Source organism: Vibrio sp. Vf1514, from assembly GCF_052076135.1.
GTDB lineage: Bacteria > Pseudomonadota > Gammaproteobacteria > Enterobacterales > Vibrionaceae > Vibrio > Vibrio furnissii.
On sequence record NZ_CP197267.1, the window covers coordinates 323,556 to 344,739 of the forward strand.

Sequence of the window (21,184 nt, forward strand, 5' to 3'; positions counted from 1 at the left end):
TCAAAAAGGATTACGCTTTTTTGGTTGAATGTTTTGCCAATTCAACAGTTTGCTGGTCTTTTTTGTACAGGTGTTCAAAGCAGTAGTTGGTTGCTTCGATGTAGCCTTCAACGCTACCACAATCAAAGCGTTTGCCTTTGAATTTGTACGCCAGAACACACCCAGCTTTCGCCTGTTTCAGCAGCGCGTCGGTGATCTGAATTTCGCCACCTTTGCCCGGTTCGGTGTTTTCGATCAGTTCGAAAATATCGGGGGTCAGGATGTAACGACCAATGATCGCCAGATTGCTTGGCGCCGTGCCTGCCTCCGGTTTTTCGACCATGTCATCGACACGGAACAGATCGTCTTTGATCATTTCGCCAGCAATCACGCCGTATTTGTGGGTCTCGTTCTCAGGGACTTCTTGTACGGCCACGATTGAGCAGCGGAATTGCTTGTAGAGCGCGACCATTTGCTCAAGGACACCTTGATCTTCGTTGACGCACAGATCGTCTGCCAGAACCACAGCGAAAGGTTCATCACCCACCAGTTCACGTCCGGTGAGGATCGCATGGCCTAATCCTTTCATTTCGCGTTGGCGAATGTAAGTAAATTGCGCGGTTTCGATAATGTGGCGAATATCGACTAATAGTTCTTCTTTGTTGGTCCCACGAATCTGGTGTTCCAGTTCGTAGTTCATGTCGAAGTGATCCATGATCGAGTGTTTACCACGGCCGGTCACGATGCACATACCCGTCATGCCCGCTTGAATTGCCTCTTCGACGCCGTATTCAATCAGGGGTTTGTTGACGACAGGCATCATCTCTTTTGGCATGGATTTGGTTGCAGGTAAGAAACGTGTGCCATAGCCAGCTGCCGGGAATAGGCATTTCTTAATCATAATTAAAGCCCTATTTTTTATTAGATTTGCGTATGGGGAAGCAAAGATTGCGGGCACTTTATCATGTTCTCGATGTGAACTTCAGCACATTCTCAGGTCTGGGGCGAGAAAATGTGCTGATGACCCAATTATGAGAGCAGGTTTTGGTTGGCCCATGTGATGGCTTGGGTTCGGTTCTTGACCGAGAGCTTTTTAAAGATCTGATAGAGGTGCGACTTGACGGTAAATTCACTGATGAACAGGCTCTCCGCCATCTGCATGTTTGAGGCGCCCGTCTGCAAGCTGCGTAGGATTTGTAATTCACGTGTGGTGAGCTCGATGGTTGCTTGCGTGTGATGATGCTGGAAAATGTGGCGATAGTAATGCAACAACTGACTGCTGACATGGCGTGGCAGCCAATTCTGACCGTTGATGATTTCCGCCAATCCCTGCGCGATCGATGAGGGCGCGTCATCTTGATAAAACAAGCCTTTCAGGTTGCCAAAGGTGAGAAGTTCTTCCGTGCGCAGGCGTTTTTCTACACCAAATAAAATGGTTTCCAAGTGGGGGCTGGTGATGGGCAAGGGGCCTAAACGCTGGCGAATCGCGTCATGTTCACCATAATTAAACAGTAGGATTTTATGTTTGTCGGCTTGATACGCTTGCAACAGTTGTTCGGGTTCAATCTGTGGCACAGGCAGGGCGAGTCGTGTGAGTGCGTCACCCAATGGGGGTGGCGGAGGGAGGGTGGCATCCAGACACAAATAGTAAATCGTTCGGGCGTAATTGGCGCGTTGCATGAGCTCTTCCTTGAGGGTGCAAAGTATGAATCGGTTACCTTGCCGAACTTTGTGCGTGCAGGCGAATTTTTACTGAGTGTTTGCGTGAGAATTCAATCTGTGGCGTAAATGAGCGTCCTATCAAAACTGAATTTTTCGATGGATGCCGAAAAAAGAGCGACGTTGGCGTGGATTTTTAACTCGGGACCGATAACAATCCGGCGGATGATTGGTACGCGAATGAAAGCGTGTTATCCTTGCGGACTTATCTAAAAAACACCAGATTTGAATACGGAGCAGAACATGGCAAGCCGTGGCGTGAATAAAGTAATTTTGGTTGGCAACCTTGGTAGTGATCCGGAAGTTCGCTACATGCCAAGTGGTGGTGCAGTCGCAAACATCACTGTAGCCACGTCAGAAACATGGCGTGATAAAGCAACTGGCGAACAGCGCGAGAAAACAGAGTGGCACCGTGTTGCTCTGTACGGAAAACTGGCGGAAGTCGCGGGTGAATATCTACGCAAAGGTTCTCAGGTCTACATCGAAGGTCAACTGCAAACACGTAAGTGGCAGGACCAAAGTGGTCAAGACCGTTACTCAACCGAAGTGGTTGTGCAAGGTTACAACGGCACAATGCAGATGTTGGGTGGCCGTCAACAAGGCGGCATGCCAGCACAGGGTGGCGGCATGAACCAACAGCAACAACAAGGCGGTTGGGGTCAACCTCAGCAACCCGCGATGCAGCAGCATAAACCGATGCAGCAGCAAGCACCTCAGCAATCTCAGCCTCAGTACAATGAACCGCCAATGGATTTTGATGACGATATCCCATTCTAAGCGTTCTGTTTCTGAAAAAAGCCGCGAAATTCGCGGCTTTTTTATATAGTTAAGTATCCATCTGTTCCATTAAGTGTTTGAAACCCAGCTCGGTCTTGTGTCCTCAACCGATGAATAGGAAGGGAATTCAGTTTCATGCGGTATACACCGACTCTTAAATTGAGTACGCGTTTGGTCGCGTTTGTCACCCTGATCGTCACCAGTGCCATGTTCATCTTGTTCATTGGCGGCGCACTTTCCTTTCAGCGAATGGGGCAGGAATACCTCAATCACTACTTGCAAGGGATCGTGGAAGTGGTGGATAAAGAGCTGGAAGATCCGGACGCTGCCTATTCTATGCAGCGTTGGATGCCGAAAATGTTGCAAGCGTCAAACATCGTCGAAATGCAGCTCTCTTCTCAAGCGGGTACCATCTACCGTTTCAAAGACACCTCCTCAAAAGCGGATCCCGATCGGCTCTATGCCGTCGACCTACCTTTGGCGCGTAACCAAGGCTATTCAATTCATTTCAAAGCGGTGCCACCGTACCTCGGATATGGGTATTCGATGGGCGCGATGTGGTCGATTTCTTTGGCGGTCGCGTTGATCGTGTTCTGTCTGGTTCGCAGCATTAAGTGGTTGCGTGAGCAGTTAATGGGGTCTGAATTGCTGGAAGAGCGCGGGCGCATGATCTTAGCCGGGCGTGTCGAGCAGTTCGCCAAAGGGGATGAGCGCGAATGGCCTTACACCGCCAGTGAAGCATTGGACGTGCTGATTGAGGAGTTACAAGATGCGCGCCAAGAGCGCAGCCGCTTTGATACCTTCATTCGCAGCCAAACCTTTTTGGATCAGCTCACCGGTGCTGCCAACCGAGTGCTGTTTGACAGCAAGTTAGAATCGGCACTGCTTGAAAGCGGCGCGCGTGGTGGCGTGATCATGATTCGTTTGGATGAATTAGATGCCGCGCGGGAAGAGCAAGAAAAACGCACCATCGATGAATTTGTGGTGGAAGTGGGCGAATGCATTTCCAACGTGATTGCGCGTTATCCAGACGTCATTTTGTCGCGTTACTACGAATCCGTGTTCGCCATCTTTATGCCGCATCAAAGCTCTAAAGATGTCGCGCACGTTGCCACGCAATGTCTGAAACTGATTGAGCGTTTGTCGCCGCCTTATCCGCTCGATGCGGATAATTGGTTCCACATCGGCGTCAGCATGTATCAGGAAGGGGAGCGCCGAGGCCGTATTATTGATGAAGCGGAAACCGCGCTGAAGAGTGCCGGCCTTCAAGGCTGTAATGCGTGGAGTAAGTTTAAAAAAGTCGCCAAAGTGGAGGATGAGCGCGGCAGTGTACGCTGGCGTTCCTTATTCAATCAGTGTCTTACGCCTGAGAAAATCAGATTATTCCGACAGTCGTGCTATTTATCGGAAGAATTGAATGGATTAACATTGATTCACGACGAGCTGTTTGTTCGAATCTACGATCCTGAGCAAGGCATCCTGAAAGCATCCCGCTTCAGCGCCGCCCTGGAAACGGTCGGTTATGAAATGGTGTTGGATCGCGCGGTATTTGTCCGTGTGTTACAACTGCTGAAAATGACCGATTTCACGGGGCACTATTCCCTGAACATGAATGTCACGCCATTTGCCGATAAGCGTTATTTACGTTGGTTCCGCAATGAATTGATGCAACTGCCACACAGTTTGCGTTCGCGCTTGTCGTTTGAATTCTCTGAAGGTCACTTAGTGCAGCACCTCGACTACATGCGCCCGGTACTGAAAATGATTGCGGGGCTTGGCTGCGATTTAGTGGTCGGCCAAGCGGGTCGGACGATCGTCGCAACGCATTACATTAAAGATCTCAACATTAAGTATTTGAAATTACACCGCAGTTTGATAAAGAATATCGATCAGCGCCATGAAAATCAGCTGTTTGTACGCAGTATGATTGGCGTCTGTGGTGGTACGCAAACAAAAGTCATTGCCGTCGGCGTAGAAAATGAGACCGAATGGCAAACCTTGCTATCGCTGGGGGTTGATGGAGGGCAGGGACGTTTGTTTGAAGCGGAACAAGCGCTGTTACCTGCACCACTCGATCAGGCTGACACACACGTGAAACCGGGTAAACGCAATCGCTGGCGAACCAAGTAAGTGACCAATGAACATTGATGCTCTGATAAAGAAACTGCTCCCCAAGACTCTTCCTGACCGCTCTATTTTTGCCGTGGTTCAGCCAGATGCCATCTATTTTTCCTCGTCGACGGATCTGGTGTTACCCGACAGTGTTCCGCTTGCCAATCTATCATGGCCTCAAGCCTTAGCGCAGGCGCTCAAACAGAGTGCAGCCAAAGGCGTGACGGTCGATGTGGTGTTGCATTCTCAGTTGTACCACAGTTATCAAATCGAAAAGCCGGCGATTCCGCAAGAAGAGTGGCCGGCCGCATTGCCGTTCCTACTCAAAGATCTGATCAATGAAAAAGTCACCGAAGTGGTGGCTGATGCGCATCCGCTGACGGGCAGCAGCAAAATTCAAGCGTATGTGATGGCCAAGAAGCAGGTGTTGGAAGTGGCGGCTGCGCTGGAAGGGCTCGGGTGCCAACTTGGCCGGATGCTGCCAGAGCAAGAAGTTTGGGCGCACTGTTTACCAGACTTGTCCCATTTTCTGTTGCTGCAACGCAGCAAAGGCGGCTATTTCAAACTCGATGCCTTTGTCGATAAACGGTGCAACTTTCAGCGTACATTACGCGGCATCGTGGCACCGATCACGGGCGTGGCAAGCAGTGCGTTGCAGTTGGATGGCTTAGCGCTTGAGCTGCAGCGCTCCATCGACTATCTCTCGTCGCAAATGAAAGGGGTGGCCCTTCATCAACTGCGTGTGTGTTGCGATGACGAAGACCACGCCGAGTTAGTACAAGCGCTGAATGAGCGTTTGAACGTCAAAGTGGCGCCGTTATGTGAAGATGAATGTTCGTCGGAATCGGGCCGAGTGCTGGCGCAGCATACGTCGCTCACGCCGACAGATACGCTTAACTTTTATCAGGATGCACTGAAACCGAAAAAAGAGTACTTCACGTTAACGACGATGGTCGCAGCGTGGGGCGCGGTGTTGGTGTTGATGCTGATGACGGCAGGATGGTATGGCTGGACCACCGCGCAGCAAGCAGAACAGCTTCGCGTGGCCCAACAACAAGCGTCGCAATTGAACCAACAATTTAAAACGTTGAAGCAAGACTTGGATCGGCATCAGCCGTCTGCCAGCAAAGTGGCGGCGGTGGCGCGGCTGAAAAAAGAAATTGAAGCCAAACAGGCCTCTTTAAATGCGATTCATGATTTTGACCATGCACAGCAAGTGGGTTACTCCGGTGTGATGGATGCGTTGGCAAAATTGGCGCGCCGCGATATTTCTCTCAGTCAGATTGAAATGGATCAACAGCGCTTTGATATTCAAGGCTTGGCGCGCGATGCCCAAGTGGTGCCGAGTTGGATCGCAGCCTTCCAAAGTGAATTGCATCTGGTTGGACGCAGCTTCGATCAATTGGTGATTGGTCGCAACGACGAAGATGTTGTGACGTTTGAGCTCAAAACCAAACAGGGAGCGAAATAATGAAACAGCAGTGGAATGCGTGGTCTGACGCATTTGACAAACGCTCACCGCGAGAAAAATGGTTGATTGGTTTGTGTGGCTTGATTGCTGTGGTGTTGCTGCTGCAAACCCTGCTGGTGGACCCGCTGATGGCGAAACATGGTCAGCAGGCCATGCAATTGCAGGGGCTGACCTCGTCCAATCAAAGTATGCAGCTCAGCATCGAGCAGCTGCAAGTGGCGTTGAGTAAGGATCCCGATGCCAGTGTTGATCAAGAATTAGCAACCTTGCTGGAGCAAAGTCAGTCCCTATCGATGGATCTGGCGCAGATCACCGAAACCCTGGTATCGCCAACGCAGATGGCGCAACTGCTGCAAAGCGTGCTGGATAGCAGCAGCAAATTGAAGCTGATTAGTCTGCAATCGTTACCCGCGGAATCGATCATTCCGGCTAAAACCAATTCGTATGCGGTGAAATATTATATTCATCCCGTTCGCATTGAACTGACGGGCAATTATTTTGCGATTCGCGACTACTTGTTGGCTCTGGAAAGTTTGCCAGTGAAGTATTTTTGGCGCAGCTTTAAATATCAAGTGGAAACCTACCCACAAGCCCGTTTGATTTTGCAGGTGTACACCCTTGGCTCTCGGGAGGAATTTATCGGTGGTTAAAGCAGGTGTATTGCTGGGCGCGTTACTGTGTTCTATGACGCTACAGGCCGCAGAAGACCCGACGGCTCCGCTCGGCTACGCGCCGAGTCAGGTACAAAAGAAGGCGCGTCAGTATCCGTTGCCAGAACTGCAAAGCATCATTTGCCAGCAGCAGTGTTCTGCGATCGTTAATGATCAGCTGGTGGCGGCGGGTGACAGCATTCGTGGTTATCAGGTCGCGAAAGTGACGCCATCCACGGTCACGCTGGTTCGCGGTGGTCAACGTTGGGAGCTTGAGCTTTTCTCCCTGAATATCAAGAATTAAGGTATGAATTTGCATATGCGTAAAGTGGCTATCGGTGTCATGATCACCGCCCTGGTGGGTTGCTCCATGGGACACAGAGATCCCGTGGAAGTGAAGCAGTCGTTGAATCAGTCGATCAACGAGGCCAACAGTCGTCAACTGGAACAGTTGCCTGCGTCGGTGGAAGCGGATCTAATGCCTGATCTGACCCCAAGCGATTCAGCCGCTGCAACGCACTTAAAGCGTTTTCGTATTCAGGCCAATAATGTGGCAGCGAAAGCCTTCTTTGCCAGCTTGGTGCAGAACAGCGAATATAGTGTGGCGCTGCATCCTGCGGTCGAAGGCCGCATTACCGTTAACCTGACCGATGTCACGTTGGATGAAGCGCTAAATGTGGTGCGCGATTTGTACGGATATGAGATTGAGAAAGTCGGCAAAGTGATTCAAGTCTATCCGGCGGGCCTACGCACGGTGACCATTCCGGTGGATTACCTGCAATTCAAGCGCAGTGGCCGCTCATTAACGGCGATCACCACCGGCACGATCACCAACACGGATACCAATTCGAACAACTCAAGTTCTTCGAGTTCGACATCGTCCAGTTCAAGTAGCAACAACAGCAGTTCCAGCAACAGCAACAGTACGTCAGCGCGTGGCGGGACTGAAATTGAAACGCTCAGTGAAAGTGATTTCTGGCCACAATTGGAAAAAGCCGTGTCACGGCTGATTGGCAGCGGCCGCGGGCAGAGTGTGGTCGTGACGCCGCAAGCCGGGGTATTGACCTTGCGTGCCTATCCTGACGAAGTGCGTGAAGTGCGTCAGTTCCTGAACGTGTCTCAGCAACGCATGCAGCGTCAGGTGATTCTGGAAGCCAAAATTCTGGAAGTGACGCTGACCGATGGCTATCAACAAGGCATTAACTGGTCAAATATGTCGTTTGGCAATGGCAAAGTGGTGATTGACCGCATTGGTTCTTCGGCGTCGACCCTGCCGGGGTTGGATGCGATCGGCACGCTGCTGTCCGGCCAGACCAACATTACCGTTTCAGACGGCAGTTTCTCTTCGGTGCTGAGCTTTATGGCGACGCAAGGGGATTTGAACGTGCTGTCGAGCCCACGGGTGACGGCCGCGAACAACCAGAAAGCGGTGATCAAAGTCGGCAGCGACGAGTACTACGTGACCGATTTATCCAGCGTGGTTGGCTCGGGTGACAACACTCAAGCTGCGCCAGATGTTGAGCTGACGCCCTTCTTCTCAGGGATCTCCTTGGACGTCACGCCCCAGATCGATGACAAAGGCAACGTGCTGTTGCATGTTCACCCCAGCGTGATCGAAGTGACTCAACAAGACAAAGAGATTACCTATAACGACAGCACATTTACGCTGCCGTTGGCACGCAGTTCGATTCGGGAATCGGATTCAGTGATCCGTGCTCAAAATGGCGACGTGGTGGTGATCGGGGGGCTGATGAAGACCAACACCAGCAATAAAGTCTCGAAAGTGCCTTTCCTGGGGGATATTCCTGCGTTGGGGCATCTGTTCCGCAGCACCACGGAATTGACCGAAAAAACGGAATTGGTGATCTTGCTGAAACCAACAGTGGTTGGCGTGAATACGTGGCAGAAAGAGCTTGAACGTTCGCGTGATCTCCTACAAGAGTGGTTCCCGGACGCGGAGTAACGCGGATGTACTTGGAACACTTTGGCCTGACTCAGATGCCGTTTCACCTCACGCCGGACACGCGCCTGTTCCTTGGGCTTGCGCCGCATTTTGAAGCGATTCAAACGGTGGGGGCGGCGCTGTCCATGGGCGAAGGTGTGATCAAAATTACCGGTGAAGTCGGGACGGGCAAAACCATGGTGTGTCGCATGTTGCTGACGCATTTAGCACAGGACATTGTGTTGCTCTATTTGCCCAATCCGGCGCTCAACGGTGCAGAATTGCGTCGAGCGGTCGCGACCGAGTTGAAGCTCGATATCGCGGATGAAGGCGATTGGGTTGAGGGCATTCAGACGGAGCTGATGCGGTTGCATTTTGCGGGCAAACGGGTGATTGCCATGGTTGATGAAGCACAAGCCTTGTCCGATGATGCGTTGGAAGTGCTGCGCTTGTTTGGCAACTTGGAAACTGAACAAGCCAAGTTGCTACAAATCGTCCTGATTGGTCAGCCTGAGCTCGATGCGCGACTTGAACAACATCATTTGCGCCAGTTTCGTCAGCGCATCACGTTTAGCGCGCACCTGCGCCCTTTAACGCTGAATGAAACAGTCGCTTACATCGACAACCGCCTTGAAAAATCGGGCGCGCAACCGAGTTTGTTTAGTCTTCATCAGAAAAAGGCCCTGTGGCGCGCTTGTCGCGGGGTACCGCGGTTGCTGAACCAAGTGTGTCACAAGTCGCTGCTGCTGGCGTATTACGCGCAGCAACACCGAGTTCAGAATCAACAATTGTTTACTGCGGTGCACGATACGTTTGATACGTGCAAACCGAAATTTAAAACCCCGATGCTGTGGGGATGGAGTCACTGATGAGTGAGATCAACAAAGCGTTATCGCAGCTCGCAACACAACACCATGCGACGTTGGATCAAATCCAAGCCGCGAATGTCCCACCGGTGCGTCAGCGCCCGGCGTGGTTGTGGGCCGTGGGCGGCTTTGGGTTGAGTTTGGCGGTGGGCGGTTGGGCGGTGTCGCAACAAGCCCCGGTCAACGACATCACCACCTCCGTGAGCGTGCCTGTTCCTGTGCAAACCAGTATCGCATCACCCACGCAAAAAACAGACGTTTCTCCGGTCGCTATTTATCAGCAACGGAACAAGGATCAGCAACGTCAACATGATGTGCCAGATCAACGGGTAGCGCCGCAGGAATCGTCATCCGTGAATGTCGCTGCTGCGTCGCAAACCGCGGCTGAGCATCCGTCGGAACCGCTGCTTCTTGCCAGTACGGCGAGTGCGCAGCCTGCAGAACATGCGGCGCTCACCTCAGCGGAGCCTGCACAAATTTCGATTGAGCAAGTGGAACTGACGCCACAACAGTTGGCGGAAAAGGCGGTGGTGCGCGCGAGCAAAGCGTTAGACAGCAACGATTTTCAATCCGCAGTGAGCGCTTACAGCGAGGCGCTGCGTTACACCCCAGAAAATGAACGCGTGCGCCAAAAACTGGCGGCGCTCTATTACGGCAAAGGCGATGTTCGCCGCGCGTTTGATCTACTGCAGGTCGGCATTGAGCTAAACCATGATGGTGAAACATTGCGTATCGCGCTCGCGAAGTTGTTGATGAAAGAGAAACAAATCGAAGCCGCATTATCGCCACTGGCCTATTTGCCGAATTCGGCATCGGTGGACTATTTGTCACTGCGCGCGGCGCTGGCACAAAAGAGCCAACACAACGACCTTGCGCTGGAAAGCTATCAACAACTGACGCAACAAGACGCCAACAACGGGCGTTGGTGGTTGGGGCTGGCAATTCAGCAGGAACGCGCGTTTGAACTGCCACAGGCCAAGCAATCGTATCAACAAGCGTTGTTGAAGGTGGGATTGTCCACGCAATCGCAAACCTTTATTCGCGACCGTCTGGCGGTGCTAGCCAGCCTAGAGGAGACCCAAAGTGCAAATTAAGCTTCGTAAACGCCTGGGTGACTTGCTGGTTGAAGAAGGCATTGTGACTGAGCAGCAGGTGGACCAAGCGCTGGTGGCTCAACGCCAAAGCGGCAGTAAACTGGGCAGCACGCTGATCGAACTTGGCTTTTTGACCGAGCAGCAAATGCTGAGTTTCTTGTCTCAGCAATTGTCGTTGCCGCTGATTGATTTGAGCCGCGCTCATGTCGATATCGACGCGGTGCCGTTGCTGCCGGAAGTTCATGCCCGTCGACTGCGAGCGTTGGTGATTGGCCGCCATGGCGACACACTGCGTGTGGCGATGAGTGATCCGGCGGATTTATTTGCCCAAGAATCATTGCTCAACCAACTGCCGAACAACAACTTTGAATTTGTCATTGCACCAGAAAAACAGCTGGTGGAAGGATTTGACCGCTATTATCGCCGCACGAAAGACATCGCGACGTTTGCCGAGCAACTGCATGCCGAGCATCAGGTCAATGATGCGTTTGACTTCTCCATCGGCGATGCCGATAGCGAAGAAGTCACCGTTGTTAAGTTGATCAACTCGTTGTTTGAAGACGCGATTCAGGTGGGCGCATCCGACATTCATATCGAGCCCGATGCCAACATGCTGCGTTTGCGTCAGCGGATTGATGGGGTGTTGCACGAAACTTTGTTGAACGAAGTCAACATCGCGCCCGCATTGGTGCTGCGTCTGAAATTGATGGCGAATTTGGATATTTCCGAAAAACGTCTGCCTCAGGATGGGCGTTTTAACATTCGTGCTAAAGGCCAATCGGTGGACATTCGAATGTCGACCATGCCAGTGCAGCACGGTGAATCGGTGGTGATGCGTTTGCTCAACCAAACGTCGGGCGTGCGTAAGTTGGAAGAGGCGGGCATGCCCACGGATCTGTTGGTACGTTTTCGCCGCCAGTTGAAGCGCCCGCATGGCATGATCCTCGTCACCGGGCCAACCGGCTCGGGGAAAACCACATCGCTGTATGGCGCGTTGTCTGAGCTTAACACGCCGGGGAAAAAGATCATTACCGCAGAAGATCCGGTGGAATACCGCATCGAGCGAGTGAACCAAGTGCAAGTGAACTCAAAAATCGGCCTTGATTTCTCGACGCTGCTGCGCACCTTTTTGCGCCAAGACCCAGACATCATTTTGGTCGGCGAGATGCGCGATCAGGAAACGGTGGAAATTGGTCTGCGAGCGGCATTGACGGGGCACTTAGTGCTCTCGACCTTGCACACTAACGATGCGGTCGACAGTGCATTGCGTTTAATCGACATGGGCGCGCCGGGGTATCTGGTTGCCAGTGCGGTTCGCGCGGTGGTGGCGCAGCGTTTGGTGCGCAAAGTGTGCCCAGATTGCAAAACCGAAGACACGCTGGATGATGCGCGTCAGCAATGGTTGTCGGTGCGTTTCCCGAATCAGGTGCAGGCAAGTTTTTCCAAAGGTCGTGGGTGTCAGAACTGTAACCTGACGGGTTATCGCGGCCGTATTGGTGTGTTTGAAATGCTGGAATTGGAGCAGAACATGATGGACGCGCTGCGCGCCAACGATGCGGTTGGTTTTGCGCAAGCGGCGCGTGCATCTGAGGACTACAAGCCGTTGTTAGCATCCGCGATGGAACTGGCGCTGCAAGGGGTGGTAAGCCTTGATGAAGTGATGGCGCTGGGCGAAGGTGACGCTTCGGGTGTCGCACAAGCCATTTATCTGTAGGACAAGGCATGCCAACGTATCACTACTCCGGACGGAATTTAGACGGCAGCAAAGCTAACGGCTCCATTGAGGCGCCGTCAGAAGACATCGCGGCGGAAAACTTGCTCCATAAAGGCGTGATTCCCACCTCGATTTCGCATGGCAAAGGGCAGGGCAAGGCTAGTGTTGATTGGCGTGCCTTGCTGGTGCCAGCGGTGCCCTTGGAAGTGTTGGTGATTTTTTGTCGTCAGTTGTACAGCTTGACCAAAGCGGGCGTGCCATTGCTGCGTTCGATGAAAGGGTTAACCCAAAACTGCGCCAATAAGCAACTGCAACACGCGTTGGAAGAGGTGTGTAGCGAACTGACGAATGGCCGAGGATTGTCGGCATCGATGCAGATGCATGCCGGGGTGTTTAGCCCGCTGTTCGTGTCGATGATCAACGTGGGTGAAAATACCGGTCGTTTGGATGAAGCGTTACTGCAACTGGCAAACTACTACGAACAAGAGCTGGAAACCCGCAAACGGATCAAAACCGCAATGCGTTATCCGACATTCGTGGTGAGTTTTATTGTGATTGCGATGTTTATTTTGAACGTCAAGGTGATCCCACAATTTGCCAGCATGTTTAACCGCTTTGGCGTAGAACTGCCACTGCCGACGCGCATCCTGATTGGCATGTCGAATTTCTTCGTCAATTACTGGATGGTGATGTTGGGCGCGATGGTGGCGCTGTTTTTTGCTTTTCGCGCCTGGCTCAATACTTCGTCAGGGCGAGAAAAGTGGGACAAAATTCGTCTGCGGATGCCGATTGTCGGCAACTTGGTGAATCGCGCTCAGTTGTCACGTTTTTCTCGCACGTTTTCTTTGATGTTGCGTGCGGGTGTGCCACTGAACCAATCACTGGCGTTAGCGGCGGAAGCGCTGGACAATAAATTTTTGGAAGCGCGCTTGCTGGAGATGAAAGCGGCGATTGAAGCGGGCAGCAGTATCTCTGCGACAGCGATCAACACCGGTATTTTTACACCGCTGGTGATTCAGATGATCGCAGTGGGCGAAGAGACCGGCCGAATTGATGAACTGCTGCTGGAAGTGTCGGATTTCTATGATCGCGAAGTGGATTACGATCTGAAAACCCTGACCGCGCGTATTGAACCGATTTTGTTGGTGATCGTGGCAGGCATGGTGCTGGTGTTGGCGTTGGGGATTTTCCTGCCGATGTGGGGCATGCTCGATGCGATCAAAGGGCAGTGAACATGGGGGCTGAACGCTCGCGTTTGATCCTCTGGGCATTGGTGGTGTTGAGCCTGATTGCCGCCTTGCTGATGGCGTGGCAGCCGATTAATCGGGAGCTGGATGCCACCGCGATGGCGGTGGCCAATCAACGTATCATTGAGCGCGCGAATGTCTACAAGCAAGAATGGTTGTTGCGGGGAAGCCCTGATGAAATGGCGTTTGATGGACAACGATTGACGTTCTCGCCAACAGGATGGGTGTTCCCTCGGCAAGATGACAATATTGATTGTGGCCGCTTGTTGCAGTGGCTTTACCCTGATGAAAAAATTCTCAATATTGCGCCGATGATTCATGGTGAAAATCTAAGCGATGGTTACATGTGTTATTTCGATTTTTACGCACATCGTTCAATCAAAATTATTTTACAAAACAATAGGTTTACATCGTCCGTCATCCCTTCGACGTAATCCAATTATTTGACGTTCAGCAGATGTTTGTTCGCAAGGTTCCGCTTATAATAGGCAGCGTTCATGAATGTGGTAGGATGTGAGATGTACAAAAAACAGTCGGGCTTTTCCCTCGTGGAATTGGTGATCGTGATTGTGGTCGTCGGCCTGTTGGCGGTGGCGGCATTACCGCGTTTTCTGGATGTGACCGACGAAGCTAAAAAAGCCAGTATTGAAGGTGTCGCAGGTGGTTATGCAACTGGTATACTATCTGCGCGAGCGCAATGGGAAGCGAAAGCACGTCCTTCCGTGGTAGTCGGCGCCGAGCGCTACAACACCGTGAATTATGACGGCGTTGATTTTTGGCTGACGCGTTCTCAGGATAGCAGCGGAGCGGATACGGATTTTCGCGATGGGTATCCGGTTGCGCTCAATCGCGACAACGCAAGTTTTCCGAGCAGTTTGAGTGATCAAAACTGCATCGATTTAATGGAAAATCTGCTGCAAAACCCACCGGCGGTTGATACGGTGAGCAATGCCAGCAGTAATTCCAATATCAAGTATTCTGCTCAGGCGGATGGGGGCAACTGGACGTGCACGTATGTGCAGCAGGAAGGGAAAAGCGCTCACCAGTTTGTGTATGAAGTAAAGACGGGCCGTGTCACGGTCACATTGCAATAATTCATTATATGTTGAGCTAAGAGAGAGAGTCATAATGAAAAAACAAGGCGGTTTTACCCTTATCGAATTGGTAGTGGTTATCGTAATTCTGGGTATTCTCGCAGTGACTGCGGCCCCACGTTTCCTTAACCTGCAAAATGATGCGCGTAAAGCCTCACTGCAGGGTCTGAAAGGTGCGATCGATGGCGCTGCGGGGATTGTCTACGGCAAAGCTGCGGTTCAAGGTGTAGATACCAGTACTACCGCAACTGATGTTGCTGGAATTCAAACTATTTATGGTTATCCAACAGCAACTAGTGCGGGTATTGTGACTGCGGTGAAAGGGTTTAGTGAAGATTGGGCGTTCAATACTAACTCAGCAGGTTTAGTTGCTACGTTCCTATCAAGCAGTATCACTTCTGCAGCTACTGCTACTGATATTACAAACACGAATTGTTATGTGACATACCAGCAAGCAACATCAACGGCCGTTGGTACTGAAGCTAAGACAAGCATCACTGATTCTGGTTGTTAATATTAAATAAAGGCCAGCGTTGCTGGCCTTTATGCTCTGTCAGATTAGACTGAAGTTCGCCCATGGCCTGTTGCTTGGTGGGCGAGTTGGTTACACTCCTTTTCCTTCTTTCGAGCCGAGATAGCGATGCGAGCATACACACGAAAAGCAGGCGGTTTCACCTTAGTCGAGCTGATTGTCGTGATTTTGCTGGTCGCCATTTTGTCGGCTTACGCCGCCAGCCGCTTTATCGGTGTGTCCAGTTTTTCCGCATTTGCCGCTCAAGAGCAGGCCATCTCGATCATTCGCCAGATTCAAGTGAGCCGCATGCAATCGAATTTGTCGGACACCGCATTGTCGGCGGTTGCCGATGCCGACAACTATTTCACCCTCGCCATCACGACAAGTTGTCTCGGCTCCGTGTCGGCATGCAGCGCTGCGAATGACGACAGCCGCAGCGATGTGCTGCGCGGCAACAATCTATTCTTCTCTTCTTCCGTGACACTGAGCAATCAGCGCGTGCAGTTTAACTTACTGGGCAACCCCCAAGGTAACGCTGCCGCCGGAGTGACGGTGACCATTTCTGCGCCCGATAGCACCGCTGCGGTGTGCATCAACGCGCAAGGTTACGTCGCAAGAGGCGCCTGCTTATGAAGCGAATTACCGGCTTTACCTTAGTCGAAAGCATTATCGCCATGGTGATCCTTGGGCTGGCGATGGTGGTGCTGATTAGCTTCTTGTATCCCCAAGTGGAACGTTCTGCAACGCCCCATTACCAGACTCGGGCTGCGAATTTAGGTCAAAGCTTGATGAGCCAGATTTTGGCGCGTGGGTTTGATGACAACAGTGATTTTGATGGCGGCGCCATTCGGTGTGGTGAATCAACCCTTACATGCACAACGCCTGAAAAATTAGGTGCAGAGACCTATAAGGGAGAAACATCCCCTGCGTTTTATAACGATGTCGATGACTATATTGGCTGCTGGTACGGCGACCGTGCCGCTGATTGTGGTTCAGTTACCCGTACTCAGCCATTAACCAATATTTTGGGCGAAAACATCGCACCGAATTACCGCCATTTCATCGTGTTCGTTGACGTCACCTATGTGAATAGCGACTTTCAACCGGTGACTTCGATCACCGACATGAAACGAGTTGAGCTGGTGGTGGATACTGGTCGTTATGGCCGCTATTCCTTCGTTGCCTATCGGGGGAATTACTGATGCGTACCCGTGGCTTTACCCTGATTGAAATGATCCTCACCATCATTGTCGGCTCCATTTTGGTACTGGGCATCGCTGGGTTTGTCGAGTTAGGCAGCCGTGGTTACGCCGATACCGTGGCTCGTCAGCGCATTCAAACCCAGGCGACATTTGTGTTGGAGAAAATGACGCGTGAACTGCGCCACGCGGTACCCAACAGCATTGCGATTTCTGTCGATAGCAGCACGCAGCAATGTGTGTCGTTTTACCCTATTGTTTATTCCGGCTTCTATGCGCTAAATGCCGCCGATGACAAGCAGTTGTCGTTTATCGTGGGTAACTTGTCTGGCAGTACCGACGCACTGAATTTTGATGGGCTGACGATGATCATCAACCCCAGCAATCAGGACGAATTGACGTCCAGTGCGGCGATTGCCATGAGTGGCAGTGACAAAACCATCACGTTAAGCACGCCATTGGCGAGTCAATCGGTGGCGCAGCGCTTTTACATTTATCAACATCGGGTGGAGTATTGCCTCAATTATGGCGCGAGCACCATCACGCGGAATTTGATCCAGGTTGCGGACAGTGTGTCGTCGGGGGCGTTTACTTATGACGAGCCGACGCTACAACGGGGTGGGGTGGTGCATTTATCTCTGGCGTTTGCGCAAAACGGAGAGGTGAGTGAGTTTGAACAAGATGTGCAGGTGCTGAATGTTCCCTAAAATCAAAAAACAGGCGGGTAATCTGTACATCGTGGTGATTTTTGTCATCGTGGTGATGGGCTTTCTTGCTGCCGCGTTGGGACGGATGGAATGGTCGAATCAAGATGCGTTGTCTCGTGACCTTCTGGGCACCAAAGCGTGGTTTGCTGCGCATTCCTTAAATGAGTTGGCTCTCACGCAGCTCTATCCGGTGGGGGCGTCGTCTGCTGTGAGTACGACCTGTGAAACTCATTGGAATATTGTGCAAAATGCAGCAACGCGTTTGATTGCGCAATATGCGGGGTGTTCTGAGTCGATCACCTGCGATTCGCTCGGCACGTTAAATGATGAGGACGTGTTTAAAGTGGAAAGCCGCGTGGTGTGCGGCTCTGGGCGCTACCAAGTCGAACGTGTTCAAGAAGTGTTGGTGAAGGAATAAATTATGCAAAGAATCTTTTTGTTTTTATTGTCTCTTTTGAGTTACCCAACCTTTGCGGCAAACCAATGCGATTTAAAAGGAAATAACTATTTTGAAATTCAATTTAATATTGTTGCAGATAATAATAAATACCAAGAAGTCTATGTAACGAATAATGGAGGGAAAAGAACGGAAACACTTTGGTACACGGGAAGTGAAAAACAGGATAATAAAACACCATATTTATTTAATGAACAAGGTTTAGAGCAAGGTGTTGAATACCAAATTAAAATAATTAATGATAATGTTAATGATTTAGCTAGATATTATTTGAGGCGTTATGAATCTGGTGATGGCGAGTGGTCTTTTGTTGAGCAACTAAATGAGAAAATTCATCAGGGGCAAATTAACATATTATCCAATGATAATGATATAGATTTAATTTGTGATGAAAGTCAGGTTGAGCCTGAAAATCCTATTCCGTTTGATCAATGTGAGTATTTCCCTCAACCGGTCCAGAGCTGGATTACTGAAGGAACGAGTGATTATTCCGCATTCCCTGAGAGTGTGTTGGATGTTAGAAATAATGCCGAGATTAAAGGATGGTCTCAGGCGTACGTGAGTGATCCCATTAATATCTACCGTTATTCTGAAAATGGCTCATCGTGGGATACTCTGCGCGTTGGATTCGATCAGGTGTCTGATAAGTATTGGGCTTACCAAAAACCTAATTCCACATTGTGTAATGGTGACATGGGGTGTTACCCAGGTAACGACGACGGCAATATCAATCTGCGGAAAGCACAAGCGCCGGATCCTTTGAGCGTAGATTTTTCTGCGACGACAGAATTGAGCATCACCCCCTATAACTACACCTCAGTATGTGATGGTGTTGTCTGTACTGCTTCGTTCACCAATAACGTTTACGACATTGTCATCAAGCAAGATTTAAAGAAATTAACTTTAGGGTTTTATGGCGATAAAGCGAATGTTTCGTTTTTTGGCAACAGAACCATTGAAGATATAACAACTGGCAATGGTGTCACACTGAATATGAGTGAGCATTCTGTGCTGACCATCGGTCGTGTAACTTTTGACGGAGCATCTGGATATATTTCTTTTGAGCGCGCCGCCAGAATTAATGTGGTCAATGCATTTAACCCGGGAAACTCGACCCTCTATTTCACTTATGAAGAATCGAGTGACTTTACGTATCCGATGATTTACGGCCCGCAAGCGTCGATGATCTTTCATAGCCCCAGCGGCCAAACGATTAAAGGTTTTTTATTAGGTAAAGAGATTGCTTTTCCGAATGCCTCAACGGTGGAAGGTGCGATCACGGCGAATAAGTTAATCGTTGAATCGGGTTTAACTCTCATCCCATTGGATGGCTCGCCCGACTGTTGGGACGGTGGCTCAGAGGAAAGTGATTACGCGCTCACCCTCCAACCCACGGAAGCCTACTCGCTCATTTGCGAAGATCAACGGCTCGAGTTTCAGGTGGTGGATAACAATAACCAAGCAACCGGCGATTTTACCGGAACGATTTCAGTAAGCCCTGCTTCTGCTCGCCTTGCCTTGGTTCAAGGAAAAGGGTCGGGCAGCAATGGGAGCTACACGGCCAATGCGAATGGGGAATTGTGGTTCGATTTAAGTGCCAGCGCGAGTCAAACCGTCACGATTACTGGTACTCTGAACCCGCAAGGCGACAGCGATTCGGTGTCCGGCACGTATCATTTTGTGCCCTACAAGCTTGCGGCGGACGATCAATATGTGATTGCCAATAAACCGCAAACAATCGAGCTGAAAGCGTTGGCGTGCAATGATAACGGTGGCGTGGTGGATATCAACTACGCGGGCACCCCGACGATCCAATCGGGTTGGGTGGCGCCCACCTCGGGAGTGGGAAGCCTGACGTTTGCGCCAAGCTTTACTCAGGGGGTTGCCAGCAGTGAGCTGACGATGGAAGACTCTGGTATTCAAACCGTCACCATGACCGACAGCAGCTTTGATTGCTCTGGATTGACCGACTGCCCAGTGGAAGGTTCTGGCGTGCTGAAAGGCAGTTTTACTGTCTATTCCCGCCCATGGACGTTTGCGATCTGTTCACCCGATAACAATGCGATGGATGGCAATATTACCGATGCTGCGAGCGAAAAATTTACCGCTGCCGGGAATACCTTTGCGCTCAATATTCGCCCACTGCGTTGGGTCAGCAGTTCCGGTGACGACAGCTCGCCGCAAGCGGGTGGCAGCGCGATTGAAACGTCGGCCTACTGCACTTCAGCCGTGACGCAAAACTTCTTTTCGGATCAGAGTCAATTAGCGGCGCTAGTTGTGCTCAGTCATCAGGTGGCGCAACCGGCTAATGGCAATGATGGCACGTTCAATGGCACGCTTGAACAACTCAACACCACGGGGGGCAATAGTGAGTACTTGCCGTTTTCGGGGTTGAGCTGGAGCGAAGTGGGTGTACTGCGCGTGAACGCGGATATCAGCGGTACCTATTTGGAGATGAAGGTGAATCAGGGCTACCGCGAGATCGGCCGTTTCTCGCCTGATCATCTCGCATTGATCAGCAATGATTGGGACTATGCGGATGGTCACACGGGTTTTGTGTACATGAATCAAACCATTCCTTACCAGTTCATCGTCGAAGCGCAGAATTTACAAAATGAAGCCACGACCAACTACAGTGCTTTTTCTGAAGCCTTGATTGCCGATATCAAATTGCTGGCAGTTGACAGCCAGGGAGAAGAGCTGGGCGATCGCATTCAAGATTACGATCTGCAATTTTGGGATGGATCAGGCGTTGGTGCTTGGTCGGGGGCGTTGCTCTCCCTGAACAGCAGCAATAATGCGTTTACGTTCTTAAAACAACAGCAATCGGCGTCGCATTATACCACCAGTGTCGATGGTCCTTATCAAAGCGGATTTGGCTTGCGTGTGACCGATAAAGTCGACGGGGTCGATTTTGCGTCGACAGATTTAGATTTGAATGCGTCATCGACGCTGCTCGACACCGGAAAGGCCTTTGCCACTCAGCCGGACATTCGATACGGCCGTATGGCGCTGAAAGATGTGGGCGGTACGTCCGTAAGTACGATTAACATCCCTTTGCGCGTGGAGTATTGGCAGGGCAGTCGCTTTGTGACCAACAGCGATGACTCGGGATCACACTTTGCCACGCCGGAGGATTACATTTGTCGCCAAACCGTTTGGTCACAAGCCAGCAGTAGCGCAAATGCTACTTTGTCGGGGTCGGATACATCGTCCAACTGGACAAAAGTGGCCTCCGGGCAAAGCTCAGCGCTGTTTGCGAAGCCAGCGAGTTCGGATGAGTCAGTGAATGATCGCCAACAGATCCGCTTTTGGTTGCGTCTCGATGATGACACGAGCAACGCCAGTGACGACACGCGTTCACCGCAAGTGGGCGAAACCGGAGTGACTTGTGGGGCGCAATATACCGCTCAACCTTGGTTGCAGTACAACTGGCGCGACAAAGGGGATGAGGATCCGTCGGCTGTGGTCACTTTTGGGATTCATCGTGGTAATGACAAAGTGATTTTCCGTGGGGAAACCCGCCTGACCGGACAATGATTCGCAGTTTTTTCTAACTCAGGTTAGGAATCTGTTAGAAATTGCGTGTTTCAGTCCATGTTTATACGTCAATGCCTTGCTGTGATCGCAAGGCATTGGTAC

At 51.1% G+C, this 21,184-nt stretch carries 20 protein-coding genes; 18 read left to right on the forward strand and 2 right to left on the reverse strand.

The window, feature by feature from the left end:
* Positions 1-10: 10 nt before the first annotated feature.
* The gene (galU, locus tag ACS18Q_RS01520) at positions 11-880 is read right to left on the reverse strand and encodes a UTP--glucose-1-phosphate uridylyltransferase GalU (protein ID WP_172561867.1); all 870 of its coding nucleotides are present in this window, start codon (positions 878-880) and stop codon (positions 11-13) included.
* A 128-nt stretch (positions 881-1,008) separates the two neighbouring features.
* Complete coding sequence (locus ACS18Q_RS01525) at positions 1,009-1,659, reverse strand: LuxR C-terminal-related transcriptional regulator (RefSeq protein WP_014205868.1); 651 nt, start codon at positions 1,657-1,659, stop codon at positions 1,009-1,011.
* A gap of 282 nt (positions 1,660-1,941) precedes the next feature.
* Here ACS18Q_RS01525 and ACS18Q_RS01530 point away from each other — a divergent pair, with 282 nt between their 5' ends.
* The 18 genes from ACS18Q_RS01530 (at position 1,942) to ACS18Q_RS01615 (ending at position 21,082) form a co-directional block, all read left to right on the forward strand.
* Positions 1,942-2,475: a single-stranded DNA-binding protein gene (locus ACS18Q_RS01530; RefSeq protein ID WP_014205867.1), complete on the forward strand. Its 534-nt coding sequence runs from the start codon at positions 1,942-1,944 to the stop codon at positions 2,473-2,475.
* 135 nt (positions 2,476-2,610) lie between these two features.
* The gene (gene csrD / locus ACS18Q_RS01535) at positions 2,611-4,605 is read left to right on the forward strand and encodes an RNase E specificity factor CsrD (RefSeq protein WP_049781822.1); all 1,995 of its coding nucleotides are present in this window, start codon (positions 2,611-2,613) and stop codon (positions 4,603-4,605) included.
* Positions 4,606-4,612: 7 nt separating this feature from the next.
* On the forward strand, positions 4,613-6,058 hold the full coding sequence (locus ACS18Q_RS01540; RefSeq protein ID WP_441257292.1) for an MSHA biogenesis protein MshI: 1,446 nt from the start codon (positions 4,613-4,615) through the stop codon (positions 6,056-6,058).
* Positions 6,058-6,708 (forward strand): type II secretion system protein GspM, encoded by a 651-nt coding sequence (gspM, locus tag ACS18Q_RS01545; RefSeq protein WP_441257293.1) that lies wholly within the window; start codon positions 6,058-6,060, stop codon positions 6,706-6,708. Before ACS18Q_RS01540 ends, gspM begins: the two co-directional genes overlap by 1 nt.
* Entirely contained in the window at positions 6,701-7,012 is a 312-nt protein-coding gene (locus tag ACS18Q_RS01550; RefSeq protein WP_004724074.1) for a hypothetical protein, read from the forward strand. The genes gspM and ACS18Q_RS01550 overlap by 8 nt, the downstream gene beginning before the upstream one ends.
* A 15-nt stretch (positions 7,013-7,027) precedes the next feature.
* Complete coding sequence (gene mshL / locus ACS18Q_RS01555; RefSeq protein WP_004724073.1) at positions 7,028-8,671, forward strand: pilus (MSHA type) biogenesis protein MshL; 1,644 nt, start codon at positions 7,028-7,030, stop codon at positions 8,669-8,671.
* 5 nt (positions 8,672-8,676) lie between these two features.
* On the forward strand, positions 8,677-9,519 hold the full coding sequence (locus ACS18Q_RS01560; protein WP_441257294.1) for an ExeA family protein: 843 nt from the start codon (positions 8,677-8,679) through the stop codon (positions 9,517-9,519).
* Complete coding sequence (locus ACS18Q_RS01565; protein WP_441257295.1) at positions 9,519-10,610, forward strand: tetratricopeptide repeat protein; 1,092 nt, start codon at positions 9,519-9,521, stop codon at positions 10,608-10,610. Before ACS18Q_RS01560 ends, ACS18Q_RS01565 begins: the two co-directional genes overlap by 1 nt.
* Positions 10,600-12,324 (forward strand): GspE/PulE family protein, encoded by a 1,725-nt coding sequence (locus ACS18Q_RS01570; RefSeq protein WP_004724067.1) that lies wholly within the window; start codon positions 10,600-10,602, stop codon positions 12,322-12,324. Before ACS18Q_RS01565 ends, ACS18Q_RS01570 begins: the two co-directional genes overlap by 11 nt.
* Before the next feature lie 8 nt (positions 12,325-12,332).
* Complete coding sequence (locus tag ACS18Q_RS01575) at positions 12,333-13,556, forward strand: type II secretion system F family protein (protein WP_004724065.1); 1,224 nt, start codon at positions 12,333-12,335, stop codon at positions 13,554-13,556.
* A 44-nt stretch (positions 13,557-13,600) separates the two neighbouring features.
* The gene (locus ACS18Q_RS01580; RefSeq protein ID WP_441257296.1) at positions 13,601-14,005 is read left to right on the forward strand and encodes an MSHA biogenesis protein MshF; all 405 of its coding nucleotides are present in this window, start codon (positions 13,601-13,603) and stop codon (positions 14,003-14,005) included.
* Between the two features lie 84 nt (positions 14,006-14,089).
* Positions 14,090-14,665 carry a prepilin-type N-terminal cleavage/methylation domain-containing protein gene (locus tag ACS18Q_RS01585; RefSeq protein WP_004724061.1) on the forward strand — a complete coding sequence of 192 codons (576 nt, stop codon included), beginning with the start codon at positions 14,090-14,092 and terminating at the stop codon, positions 14,663-14,665.
* A gap of 34 nt (positions 14,666-14,699) precedes the next feature.
* Positions 14,700-15,179 carry a prepilin-type N-terminal cleavage/methylation domain-containing protein gene (locus tag ACS18Q_RS01590; RefSeq protein WP_238819703.1) on the forward strand — a complete coding sequence of 160 codons (480 nt, stop codon included), beginning with the start codon at positions 14,700-14,702 and terminating at the stop codon, positions 15,177-15,179.
* 126 nt (positions 15,180-15,305) lie between these two features.
* Positions 15,306-15,812 (forward strand): pilus assembly FimT family protein, encoded by a 507-nt coding sequence (locus ACS18Q_RS01595; protein ID WP_441257297.1) that lies wholly within the window; start codon positions 15,306-15,308, stop codon positions 15,810-15,812.
* Complete coding sequence (locus ACS18Q_RS01600; protein WP_441257298.1) at positions 15,809-16,381, forward strand: type IV pilus modification PilV family protein; 573 nt, start codon at positions 15,809-15,811, stop codon at positions 16,379-16,381. Before ACS18Q_RS01595 ends, ACS18Q_RS01600 begins: the two co-directional genes overlap by 4 nt.
* Positions 16,381-17,085 carry a PilW family protein gene (locus tag ACS18Q_RS01605; RefSeq protein ID WP_441257299.1) on the forward strand — a complete coding sequence of 235 codons (705 nt, stop codon included), beginning with the start codon at positions 16,381-16,383 and terminating at the stop codon, positions 17,083-17,085. The genes ACS18Q_RS01600 and ACS18Q_RS01605 overlap by 1 nt, the downstream gene beginning before the upstream one ends.
* Positions 17,075-17,503 (forward strand): MSHA biogenesis protein MshP, encoded by a 429-nt coding sequence (locus ACS18Q_RS01610; RefSeq protein ID WP_441257300.1) that lies wholly within the window; start codon positions 17,075-17,077, stop codon positions 17,501-17,503. Before ACS18Q_RS01605 ends, ACS18Q_RS01610 begins: the two co-directional genes overlap by 11 nt.
* Before the next feature lie 3 nt (positions 17,504-17,506).
* Positions 17,507-21,082: a DUF6701 domain-containing protein gene (locus tag ACS18Q_RS01615; RefSeq protein ID WP_441257301.1), complete on the forward strand. Its 3,576-nt coding sequence runs from the start codon at positions 17,507-17,509 to the stop codon at positions 21,080-21,082.
* Positions 21,083-21,184: the final 102 nt, after the last annotated feature.